The sequence below is a fragment of the sulfur-oxidizing endosymbiont of Gigantopelta aegis genome (assembly GCF_016097415.1).
Classification (GTDB): Bacteria; Pseudomonadota; Gammaproteobacteria; order GRL18; family GRL18; genus GRL18.
Genome location: NZ_JAEHGE010000002.1, coordinates 262,863 through 275,236, shown reverse-complemented (window position 1 = coordinate 275,236; position 12,374 = coordinate 262,863). Strand labels below are relative to the sequence as shown.

Below are 12,374 nucleotides of genomic sequence, written 5' to 3'. Positions count from 1 at the left end.
CTAATTTAGTATAACAAGGAGAGCCGGCTTTTGGATGCCCAAACAATTATTGATGACATGAAAGTATTACCTGAAATTGATGCTGAATTTGAGATCCAGCGACGTATTACATTTATTCAAACGCAACTCAAACAATCAGGACTCAAACACCTTATTCTAGGTATCAGTGGCGGTATCGACTCAACCACTTGTGGTCGTTTAGCGCAACTTGCAGTGACACAGCTTAATGAACAGGAAACTGATGCCAACTATCAATTTATTGCGGTTCGCTTACCTTATGGCGTGCAAGCAGATGAAGTCGATGCCCAAACATCGTTGGCCTTTATTAAGCCTGACAAAAGTTTAGCCGTTAATGTTAAACCAGGCGCGGATGAAATTCATCGTGAGTCCTTAAGTGCGCTTGAAGAACAAGGCTTATTAACACAATCTGAATTTGCCATTGATTTTGCCAAGGGCAATGTTAAGGCTCGCACACGTATGATCATTCAATTTGAAATTGCAGGAATTTTAGGTGGCTTAGTCATTGGTACCGACCATTCTGCTGAAAATGTCACCGGGTTTTACACAAAATATGGTGATGGCGCTTGTGATCTAGCCCCATTATTTGGCCTCAATAAACGCCAGATAAGACAAATAGCTCAAACATTGGGCGCACCGCTACAACTGATTAATAAAACACCAACCGCCGATCTAGAGTGTCACTCCCCTTCTAAAGCAGATGAATTAGCGTTGGGTATCAAATATGATCAAATTGATGACTTTCTTGAAGGCAAAGAGATTAATGCAGAAATTAAAAAGAAAATCATACAAATCTATACCAACACGCAACATAAGCGCCAAGCAATTCCGACGATTTATGGATAATTAATGTCCAGCCGTTTATTCTAGACTGATTTGATAATTGTGATCGTAGGGTGGGCACGCTTTTTGTGCCCCACACTGAAAGTATGAATACAAGCTATTGAGCCCGTGTGGGCAGATAAAGCCATGCCCACCCTACAAATTATAACTCACTCCATTAATGCCAACATTGCCTTGCCCATTTCTGCCGGTGAACGAGTAATACTCACCCCAGCGGCTTCAAGGGCTTTGAATTTTTCTTCTGCAGTACCTTTACCACCCGCAATAATTGCCCCCGCATGTCCCATGCGTTTGCCCTTAGGTGCGGTGACGCCAGCGATATAAGCGACGACTGGCTTGGTCACATTTTGCTTGATATATTCAGCGGCTTCTTCCTCTGCGGTACCACCAATTTCACCAACCATAATGATACCTTCGGTTTGTGGATCTTGCTCAAACAAGGCCAAGCAATCGATAAAATTCATACCATGAATAGGATCACCACCGATACCAATACAGGTACTTTGCCCTAGACCAGTTATTGTGGTTTGATGAACGGCTTCATAAGTTAAAGTGCCTGAGCGGGAAACAATACCGATTTTACCTTTAAGATGAATTGAACCCGGCATAATACCAATTTTACATTCATCTGGGGTAATCAAGCCCGGACAATTAGGGCCGATTAAATACACATCATCGGGCAAGCCTGCTTTCACTTTCAACATATCAAGTACAGGAATACCTTCTGTGATGCAGGCAATGACTTTAATTCCAGCGTTAGCCGCTTCTAAAATGGCATCCGCAGCAAAAGGTGCAGGCACATAGATCATTGTGGCATTGGCAGCAGTTTGCTGCACCGCCTCTTTCACGGTATTAAACACCGGCCTCTCCAAGTGCATCTGACCACCTTTGCCCGGTGTTACGCCACCAACCAGATTGGTTCCATAAGCAATAGCCTGTTCGGAGTGGAAAGTACCTTGCTGACCGGTAAAGCCCTGACAAATAACGCGAGTTGATTTATTAATTAGGATAGACATTATGCATTTTCCTCGCTCTTGTTGGCTGAAGCAGCCTTTACCACTTCAACCGCCGCTTCAGTAAAGTCACCTCGGGAAATAATATCCAAACCACTCTGTTCCAGTAATTCACGCCCCAGCTCAACATTCGTGCCTTCAAGACGCACTACAACCGGCACGCTGAGTGTCACTTCTTTAGCGGCTGCAATAATCCCTTCAGCAATTAAGTCACAACGGACAATACCACCAAAAATATTAATTAATATGGCTTTAACATTGGGATCAGAGAGGATCAGTTTTAAGGCTTCTGCGACACGTTCTTTAGTAACACCACCGCCCACATCTAAAAAGTTGGCCGGATCACCGCCATTGTTTTTGATGATATCCATGGTTGCCATTGCCAAACCTGCACCATTGACCATACAGCCAATATCACCATCCAAGGGTACATAATTCAATTCAAATTCTTTGGCACGATTTTCTTTATCATCTTCTTGTGAGGGATCACGAAATGCCTGCATATCTTTATGACGATAGAGGGCATTGTCATCCAGAGAGATTTTGGCATCCAGAGCAACCACTTCACCACCCGAACCATTATCCTCTGTGACAACCAATGGATTAATTTCCACTTGAGAGGCATCTTTATCCATAAAGATTCGATACACACCTTGCATGACTTTCATTAAACCTTTTTGTTGCTGTGGCGATAAGTGCATGGCGAAGCCTGCCTCACGCACCTGATTAGGCATCAGGCCATTGACCGGATCAATTGATAGGGTAATGATTTTTTCTGGTGTATTGGCAGCCACTTCTTCGATATTCATGCCCCCCGCTTCAGAGGCCATCATCGTCACTCGCTTAGAGCCACGATCAACCAAAGCACCCAAATAAAGCTCCCGAGCAATGGAGCTGGGAACTTCAATCATCAATGTATTGACTGGTTGACCCTGAGCATCGGTTTGAAAAGTGACTAATTGAGTACCCAGCATTTTTTCTGCAAAGGCTTTGATTTCGTCTATCGAATGGGCTTTGATAACACCACCGGCCTTGCCTCGACCGCCAGCATGTACCTGCACTTTCACCATCCATTCATTGCCACCTAATTCACTCACCGCCTGCTCAATTTCATCCACTGAGTTTATTGTGCGGTTTTCGGGGACAGGAATACCATAGTCAGAAAAAACCTGTTTTGCCTGATACTCATGTAAATTCATGATATTTCATCCATATTATTGTGTTTCTTATTAAAAGCAGACCTAAGTGCCGAGCAGTTTGCTTAATTTAGCGTTTCATTTTAACCTAGCTCAGAGTATTTTAGCTTAGGCTCAAGGCATTTTAACTTAGCTCAAGACATTTTAACTTAGCTCAAGGCTGTTGATAAGCTATTTTGAACTTGCTTTCATGTTATTTTACAATTTTAGATAAAAAAGAATGGCATTTCTGATATGATTTAGCCTACATCATCACTCTTTAAATTTTACAGGGATCACTTGTGAGTCGCATTTTATTGATTTTAGGTATTCTTTTCCTTGCCTGGATGGGCTATCGTTTTCTCAATAAAACGTGGTCAACTCGAGTCAAAGAAGTAGAAAAAAAAGCACGTCAGGATTCACAGCAACAGCCCAAAGCCGTGCAACAAGTCAAATCTTGCGCCTATTGCAAGGTTCACATCCCTGAGGCAGAGGGTATTTATAAAGATAAGCAATTTTTCTGTAGTTATCAGCACTTAGACAGCTATCTTGACCATAAAAAATAGCAACGGCTGATATTATGTCCTCTTCAAAAATGTCTGATAGCAAACAAAATATTAAAGAATCTCTTTTTTCTACCAATTTTCAAACAAATCTTTCTCAAGAACAAAAAGCTTGGCGGCCCTTACATTTATTAAACTTATACCGCCTGCTTATTTCTGGTATTTTTGTTGCGCTTATTTTTTCCAATACCGAAATAAGACCCTTTGGTCTCATTCATCCTGAACTTTTCAAAATTGTTAGTTTTGGCTACCTCATTGCCAGTATTCTAAATGGCTTTACTATTCGCTGGCGCTGGCCGGCATTATGGTTTCAAACTCATGCGCATATATTACTGGATTTTGGCGCCATTATTCTGATTATGCATGCCAGTGGCGGTGTCACTAGTGGTGTTGGATTACTTTTACTGATTCCCATTGCCGCTATCAGTATATTATCGATGGGGCACTCCTCCATTTTTTACGCCGCGCTAATGACTTTAATCTTATTGCTTGATCAGGTATATTTACAGTTAACCCAAGAAATAACAACCACTTATGCACAAACAGGTCTGCTCGGGGGTATTTTATTTCTCATTGCTTTTTTGACTAATTATCTAGTCAAAAAAACCGAAGAAAGTGTTGAAATAGCCAGCCAGAGAGAGGTTGATCTGGCCAATATGGAACAACTCACTCAATTCATTATGCAGCGAATGCAAACCGCCATTATCGTTGTCGATTATCAAGCTAAGGTACAACTTGTTAATGAAACAGCCATTAATTTACTTAATATAAAAGAAACGACTGATGCTAATAAGCCTAAGCATTTATATGACTATTCACCCGAATTAGGTGATACCTTTCTATCGTGGCAAGAGACACAGGACTATCAAATTCATAAAATTAAACAGGAAAACTCGGTTTCTGATTTAAATGTTAAGTTTGCGGCTTTAGGGGCTCAAAGTGAAAGCGGCACCGTTATTTTTATTGAAGACAATGCCGAACTCACCCAACAAGCCCAGCAATTAAAATTGGCTTCACTTGGGCGCTTAACTGCCAGTATTGCACATGAATTACGCAATCCTCTCGCCGCCATTCGCCATGCAGGCGAGCTATTAGGCGAATCGCCCACATTAGAAGAAACCGATAAACGTCTAACAGAAATCATTGATAAACAATCTATTCGCGTCAATGACATTATCGGCACGGTATTGGATTTGAGTCGCCGTCAACAAGCTGAACAGGAAACAATCAACCTATTTCAATGGATTCAGGAATTTTTGAGTGAATACATACAATTACCTCAGGAACGATTTTATCTGAAATTTGAAAGTGAAGACCTCGAAGTCCAATTTGATCGCCAACATCTACATCAAATATTTAACAATCTCATTCAAAATGCCCTAAGACATACGATTGAGCACAATCACCACTTTCGTCCTATCGTCGTCACTGTTGGCGTGGATGCCCTGAGCAAAAATATTTATCTGCAAGTCATGAATTATGGCATTTCAATCCCCGAAGATGATATCACTCAATTGTTTGAACCTTTTTTTACGACTGAAGCCTCAGGCACTGGTTTAGGCTTATACATCTCCCAGGAAATGGCCGTATGTAATTCTGCAAAACTGGAATATATTGGTATCAAGGAAGGTGCCTGCTTCCAACTACGTTTTGCCGATTCCAGACGCCAAAAGCAATAATGAGATTTTTTCATTAAATAGTGCTATTATTTTTACACACTTCAAAAAAATTCAAAAAAACATTACATAAATGAACAAACACCTTGCCCTTATTGTTGATGATGAGCCCGATATTTGTGAACTGCTAGAACTCACTTTAAATCGCATGGATATCAATACTCTTTCAGCAGGTGACTTAAAGTCCGCTTACAAAATTCTAAATGAACATAATATTTCTATTTGTCTCACTGATATGCGCCTGCCTGATGGCAATGGCATTGAATTGGTAAAAAAGATACAGGAGCAATCATACGACATCCCGGTCGCGATGATTAGCGCTCATGGTAATATGGATACGGCAATAGAAGCACTCAAAGCCGGGGCATTTGATTTTGTATCCAAGCCATTGGAATTAGCTGAACTCAGAAATTTAGTGAATTCAGCAATTAAGCTAGCTGATAAAAACCACTCAAAGAAAAGTTTCCAAAGCAAACGAACAAGCCGAGAGAATAGTGAAGAAGAACAACCGCTACTATTGGGTGATTCGTTACAAATGCAACAAACTACAAAATTAATCAACAAATTGGCAAAAAGCCAAGCCCCAGTTTATATCAGTGGAGAATCTGGGACGGGTAAAGAATTAGCCGCCAATCAAATACATAAAATGAGCTCCCGCTCTGATATGCCTTTTGTCCCTGTCAACTGCGGTGCCATCCCCTCAGAATTAATGGAAAGTGAATTTTTTGGCCATACTAAGGGTAGTTTTACTGGTGCCAATAAAGATAAACAAGGCCTATTTCAAGCTGCCAATGGAGGCACTCTATTTTTAGATGAGGTTGCTGACTTACCATTATCAATGCAGGTTAAATTACTCAGAGCTATACAAGAAAAAGCAATCCGCCCTATAGGCGCACAAAAAGAAGAAAAAATAGACGTACGAATTATCAGTGCCACTCACAAAGACCTCAAGAACCTTGTTGCTGACGGCAATTTTCGTCAAGATCTTTACTATCGGATTAACGTCATTGAGTTACCCATGCCACCATTAAGAGCTCGTGTAAACGATATTTTACTTTTGGCTGAGTTTTTTTTGAAGCAGCAAACCTATAATGGCAATCAATATACTATTTCCCCCGAAGCGGCTGAGACCCTGATGTCTTATTCATTTCCAGGTAATGTGCGGGAATTAGAAAACATCTTAGAACGAGCTACAACGTTGTGCGATGGACTCATTATTCAGAATACTGACTTATCATTGCGTTCAGAACCTCTATCCGTTCCAACCAATCAATCAACTCAAACCGAAAAAACAACTGAAAACTTAGTCTCACCCTTAAGTGACGAAGAAAAAATAAAAAATGCCCTAGAAAAAACTCGATGGAATAGAAAGGCGGCAGCAGAATTACTAGGGGTTACTTACAGACAATTTCTCTATAAGTTGAAAAAAATGAGCTTGGACCAATGAGAAGCATGATACTCGATAAATTTAAAGCATCTGCAATACATCTCACAATAAGTGCCATTATTATTGGCGTTTTTCTTTTCCTGGTTTATTCTATTTGGTATCCCTACCCTTTGTACGTTACCGAAGGTCTATCAGAAATCACCATTATTCTATTGGGTGTTGATTTAGTGTTAGGCCCTATTATGACGCTCATTCTCTATAGAAAAGACAAAAAATATTTGCTTTTAGATCTATCCATTATAATTATCATTCAGTTCAGCGCCTTTGTATACGGGGTCAATAGCATTGCCGAGGGCCGTCCCGTTTATTTAGTTTTTGCCACCGATGTTTTTAAAACCGTATCGCCTAACATGATTGATATCAACACATTAAAGGATAGCACTCTTAGATATTCTTTATTCAGTAAGCCAATTTATATTTATGCCACAGCACCTAAAGATCCCAAAAAACGCACCCGATTGATGTGGAGTACCCTATCTGGGGGCAAAGATATAGAACAACTACCGGAATATTATCAATCATATAATAAAAATATTGATAAAGTTATGAGCAAGCAATTTAGGTATAATAATTTTTTAAAAAAACACCCTGACCTGCAAAACATTCTCATCTCAACATTACACAAATATAAACTAACTCAAGCAAACTCTGCATTATTCCTTTTATTAGGGAAGAAAAAAGAAACCTTTGTCATCATCGATTTAGCAACAGGCCATATTATTGATTTTATCAATCCAGCCGTTTTGTAAGCCAATTGTCACTATAAAACATTTATTGTGTTATTTTTGTCACTTATTGACAAAGAAAAATGATCACTTCCCCCGTTATTCGACATAAACAATCACACACAGAAATTTGGCATGGTTAGTGCTTTATTATAATCAAACAGTTCCCCCCTACAAACAAACCAATTTTATTTTTAGGAGCATTACATGAAAAAGTTATCCCAAGGTTTTACACTTATCGAATTAATGATTGTTGTAGCAATTATCGGTATTTTGGCTGCAGTAGCCATTCCCGCATATCAAGACTACATTGCCCGCGCCCAAGTTACGGAAGCTGTCAATCTGACTGGTGGCCTAAAAGCTCCGGTTGCTGAATTCATTCAGAGCACAAACTCAATGCCTGTATTGTCCGATGTAGGTGCAACTAATTTAGCCGGTGCAACAGGTTCTGGTGTAGCAAAATATGTTGACTTTTTAACTATTACAGGAACCACAAGTAGCTTAACAATTCAAGCCACCATGAGAGCAACAGGAGTTAACACCAACATATCCAGTGGAACGTTCGCTATGACTACAGTAGATACTGGTCAAACATGGGATTGTGGTAGCATAGGCAACGCAGCAGCTGGCACAAATATCGGTAACCAATATTTACCATCCGCTTGTAAGTAAAGTTATCTCAATATTGGAATGCCTCCTTTACGGAGGCATTTCTATTTATGATTTCAAAAAAATATTATATACATATTCCTTTTATTTTTTTATTAGCTTTAACATGGCTATTGTTTCAACAGGGGATATCCAATAGTTTTATTCTAGATGATGTGCCTAATTTAAGGGGCTTATCTAATTTACAAGACTTTCCCTCTTTTGATCAAATATTAGCATTTATTTTTCACAATACACATGTTAATAGCGGACGCCCTGTTTCATTTCTTTCTTTTTTTTTCCAAGTATCTGACTGGCCTAATCCTGCACCTTTCAAACAAATTAATATTTATCTACATTTATTCAATGGGATATTAGTTTACTGGTTCATTCAATTATTAATAAGCCATTCACTAAAAAAATCAATACCTCTTTTATCAATAGGAATCACGGCTCTCTGGTTAATCTCACCAATCCAAGTTGATACAGTCCAATATGTTGTACAACGAATGACGATGCTCGCCAGCACGTTTATGCTGCTCGGTTTAATCGCTTATATGTACGCACGCACACGATTATCAGAAATTTCAAAAGCTATACTTCTTCTCTATATTGTATTTGGCTCATGCTTGGTATTAGCCGTTTTTAGTAAAGAAAATGGACTACTGCTAACCACACTGATCGTTTTACTGGAATATAGCCTCTTTAAAAAAATGACTCGCCCTCGATTCTATAAAGTATGGTTTTCAATTGCGATTATACTGCCAATTTTTTTATTTATTGCTTTATTAATCTATCGTAGTGAGAATACTATTTTTTACACCTATCGTGGTTTTAATGCTATTGAACGTCTTCTCACTCAACAGGGGATAATCTTACACTACATTTCATCTGTAATAGCACCGACAACCAGTAAGTTAACTCTCTTCTATGATGACTATCCAATTTCCAGTGCCTTATTTTCTCCTCCTATCACCTTTTTCTATTTGTTAATTAATTTAGGATTGATTGTCATTGGAATAAAGTCACTGAGAAAATGGCCTTTATTTGGCATTGGAATTTTATTCTTTTACATCAATCATTTAATGGAATCCACCTTTCTACCTCTAGAACTGTATTTTGAACATCGAAACTATCTTGCCATACTAGGAATTTCAATTAGCATTTTTTCCAGTGTTTATTATCTTCAACAATTCATCCACAAAAAATCCATTGCCATTTTAATATATGCAGTCCCTTTAGTGCTTGTTGTTACATCTATATTAGTCAATATACAACAAAATATAATTTGGAAAAATCCATTGTATCAAGCACAACAATGGTATCAAAAGCATCCATTGTCACATCGAGCTCATGGTCATTATGGCATGCAATTAAATAAAAGTGGTATGTATAATGATGCCATAAAATTCTACGAGTCAACCTCTGACCTCTTTCCAAACGATCCGACAAAATCATTACTATGGCTTGAAATAAGCTGCAACCCAAAAGCAAAACCTGCCCCCGACAAACGGAAATTGCTACACATTGTACAGCATGGTGCGCATTATAAAGAAACCATTGCTATCCTACTTGATTTCATACAACTTTTTGAAGCAGATAAATGTCCTGGTGTTAGCATTGAATATTTTTTAAAAATAGTTAAGTCAGTTATGAATAACTCAAAATACAAAGGCAAAGCTGAATCAATTAATCTACTTATTATTGAATACAGAGCCTACCAACTATTATCTAACTATAGACAAGCATCCAAGGCACTAGAAAAAGTACTTTTGACAAAAAAGAGAGCCGATATATTATCAGCCCTAACTGAAAAATACATTTTGTTAAATCAGATAGATGATGCCCAGAAGATGATAATAGTATTAAAATCTTTTTGCTCAGAAAATCCGATTAAATGTGCTTATTCAAAAAAGAATATTAATTTATTGGAAAAAATGATCCTTCACAATAAAGCAAGAACACCTATTCAACAACATCAGAGAAAATAATTACATCTAATATATGTAATTATTTGAACAAAAAACTGAATAAATTCTCTTTTACAAATAATTACTTTTCAAATTGTGTTAAATAATAATGAAAAAAAAACTATCCTAGTATTAACTTCAAGTTTTCCAAGATGGGAAGGTGATACTAAATCTTGTTTTGTCTATGAACTTAGCAAAAGATTATCAAAAGAATTCAACGTTATTATTCTTGCTCCACATGATAAAAATTGCAAGACTAATGAAACTTTCGGTGGTTGTAAAATATACCGTTTTAAATATGCACCTGAAAAATTTGAAGTTTTGGCTTATAATGCTGGAATATTATCCAATTTAAAACACAATCGTTTAGCTTACTTGCTTATTCCATTTTTTTTTGTTGCACAGTACATTTCAATTAAAAAAATATTAAAAGAATATAATATTGATCTTATTCATGCTCACTGGGTCATTCCACAAGGTATGACTGCAATGATTGCTTCATACTTTTCACAAAAAAAATATCGTCTATTAATAACCACTCATGGTGGCGATCTATTTTCACTTAATTATAAAGTATTTCATTTTCTTAAACAAAAAATTTTTCAGCAAGCCGATTATATCACTGTTGTTAGCAATGCAATGAAACGACATATTATCTTAAATTACACCAATATCCATAGCCATACTTCAGTCATTCCAATGGGTACGGATTTGAAAAAAACATTTATACCGAATAAAAAAATACAACGAAATGAAGACCAAATTGTTTTTGTTGGAAGATTAGTAGAAAAAAAAGGTCTCACAGAATTATTAAATACAATGAAACTTTTGATTGAAAAATCATCAAAAATCAAACTCATAATCATAGGTTCAGGTCCAGAAAAAAAACACCTAATAAAGCAAGTAAACCAACTAAATATTAGTTCTCATATCTCTTTTGTGGGTCACCTTCCCCCCGATAAAATTGTTGATTATTATCAAAAAGCATCCATAGCTGTTTTTCCTTTTAAAGTTGCCGAAAATGGTGACCAGGAAGGTTTTGGACTTGTAGTTATTGAAGCAATGGGATGTGCTTGTCCCGTCATTGCAGGCAATGTTCCTGCAGTACACGACTCAGTTATCGACAAGCAAACAGGTTTGCTTGTCGAACCGAAAAACACACAAGCATTAGCAGATAAAATCTATCATTTACTCAAAGATAAAAAACTTCAAAAAGAATTATCATTAAATGCATATAAAAACGTTGTAGAGAAATATGACTGGGATAGAATCAGCAATAAATATGCTGACATAATTAAGAATTTATTATGAGCATCATTTTAATTCCTTATTGGCTTCCATATCAAACCACATAGCAAAGAATAGAAATTGAAACCCCATAATAAGTAAAAAAGCAGAAAAAAGAGCACTTGTACCTGCGATATTATCTGTAAATATTCTAAATATTACGAGATATAAACCTAAGCCCCCTCCACAAGGAATCAATAAAGAAGCCATAAAATAAAAAAAGACTAAGGGGTGAAAATCTCGGATAATATATTTATGCAGCATTCGATACCAAAACAAGCGGAACAACAACCAGGAAAGTTTTGGAATCATTCTCATCGGCTTAATACCAGAATGCTCTCCAATATTATATATAGGTCGAATGGGAACATCTTTAACTCTGAAGTTATGAATATTTAATCTCACTAATAAATCATTAGGTTGACCATAACGCTTATAAGTTTTATCCCAATCAATTGCTTGTAAAGCATTTTTTGAAATAGCTGTGTAGCCTGATTGTGAATCTTTTACATGCCAATAACCTGATGCAATTTTGGTCAGCAAACTCAAAGCTGAGTTGCCCAAATAACGAATCTTAGGAATCATTTCCCATGCTTGCCCACTACTTAATCTATCACCTTTAGCATAATCATAACTTTCCTCTATTATAGGATCGAGTAACAATGGTAATTCTTCTGGATCCATTTGAGCATCACCGGCCATCACGACAGCAATATGAGCATCAAGTTGTAAAGATTTTTTATAACCCGTGCTGATAGCACCACCTACGCCTTCATTTTTTTTATGTTGAATAACCAATATACGACTGTCTTTTAAAGCATAATTTTGTGCAACTTCATAAGTATTGTCAGGACTATTATCATCAACAACGATAATAGTATCCACAAAGTCAGGCAAGCCCTCTATCACTTGCCCCAAAAGCTTTTCTTCTTTATAACATGGAATGACAATAGATATTTTATTATGCTTATACAAACTAGTTTCTCTTTTTATAAATAATATTTTTGAA

At 37.3% G+C, this 12,374-nt stretch carries 11 protein-coding genes; 8 read left to right on the top strand and 3 right to left on the bottom strand.

The window, feature by feature from the left end; all coding sequences use genetic code 11:
• Window positions 1-30 precede the first annotated feature (30 nt).
• Window positions 31-864, top strand: a complete 834-nt coding sequence (nadE, locus tag JEU79_RS23455; protein ID WP_198266348.1) for an ammonia-dependent NAD(+) synthetase — start codon at window positions 31-33, stop codon at window positions 862-864.
• A gap of 146 nt (window positions 865-1,010) precedes the next feature.
• On the opposite strand, the gene sucD is transcribed toward nadE, so the two are convergent.
• Both sucD and sucC read right to left on the bottom strand, forming a co-directional pair.
• Window positions 1,011-1,877: a succinate--CoA ligase subunit alpha gene (sucD, locus tag JEU79_RS23450; protein WP_198264143.1), complete on the bottom strand. Its 867-nt coding sequence runs from the start codon at window positions 1,875-1,877 to the stop codon at window positions 1,011-1,013.
• Window positions 1,877-3,073 carry an ADP-forming succinate--CoA ligase subunit beta gene (sucC, locus tag JEU79_RS23445; protein ID WP_198264142.1) on the bottom strand — a complete coding sequence of 399 codons (1,197 nt, stop codon included), beginning with the start codon at window positions 3,071-3,073 and terminating at the stop codon, window positions 1,877-1,879. The genes sucD and sucC overlap by 1 nt, the downstream gene beginning before the upstream one ends.
• A 278-nt stretch (window positions 3,074-3,351) precedes the next feature.
• On the opposite strand from sucC, the gene JEU79_RS23440 reads away from it, so the two are divergent.
• The 7 genes from JEU79_RS23440 (at window position 3,352) to JEU79_RS23410 (ending at window position 11,389) form a co-directional block, all read left to right on the top strand.
• On the top strand, window positions 3,352-3,615 hold the full coding sequence (locus tag JEU79_RS23440; protein ID WP_198266347.1) for a PP0621 family protein: 264 nt from the start codon (window positions 3,352-3,354) through the stop codon (window positions 3,613-3,615).
• Between the two features lie 14 nt (window positions 3,616-3,629).
• On the top strand, window positions 3,630-5,291 hold the full coding sequence (locus tag JEU79_RS23435; RefSeq protein WP_198266346.1) for a sensor histidine kinase: 1,662 nt from the start codon (window positions 3,630-3,632) through the stop codon (window positions 5,289-5,291).
• 70 nt (window positions 5,292-5,361) lie between these two features.
• A complete protein-coding gene (locus JEU79_RS23430; protein ID WP_198266345.1) occupies window positions 5,362-6,735 on the top strand; it encodes a sigma-54-dependent transcriptional regulator in 1,374 nt (457 codons plus the stop codon).
• Window positions 6,732-7,484, top strand: a complete 753-nt coding sequence (tfpZ, locus tag JEU79_RS23425; RefSeq protein ID WP_198266344.1) for a TfpX/TfpZ family type IV pilin accessory protein — start codon at window positions 6,732-6,734, stop codon at window positions 7,482-7,484. Before JEU79_RS23430 ends, tfpZ begins: the two co-directional genes overlap by 4 nt.
• A 183-nt stretch (window positions 7,485-7,667) precedes the next feature.
• The gene (locus JEU79_RS23420; protein WP_198266343.1) at window positions 7,668-8,132 is read left to right on the top strand and encodes a pilin; all 465 of its coding nucleotides are present in this window, start codon (window positions 7,668-7,670) and stop codon (window positions 8,130-8,132) included.
• Between the two features lie 47 nt (window positions 8,133-8,179).
• On the top strand, window positions 8,180-10,099 hold the full coding sequence (locus JEU79_RS23415; RefSeq protein ID WP_198266342.1) for a hypothetical protein: 1,920 nt from the start codon (window positions 8,180-8,182) through the stop codon (window positions 10,097-10,099).
• Between the two features lie 75 nt (window positions 10,100-10,174).
• Complete coding sequence (locus JEU79_RS23410; protein WP_198266341.1) at window positions 10,175-11,389, top strand: glycosyltransferase family 4 protein; 1,215 nt, start codon at window positions 10,175-10,177, stop codon at window positions 11,387-11,389.
• Window positions 11,390-11,392: 3 nt separating this feature from the next.
• Here JEU79_RS23410 and JEU79_RS23405 read toward each other — a convergent pair whose 3' ends face one another.
• A complete protein-coding gene (locus tag JEU79_RS23405) occupies window positions 11,393-12,340 on the bottom strand; it encodes a glycosyltransferase family 2 protein (RefSeq protein WP_198266340.1) in 948 nt (315 codons plus the stop codon).
• Window positions 12,341-12,374: the final 34 nt, after the last annotated feature.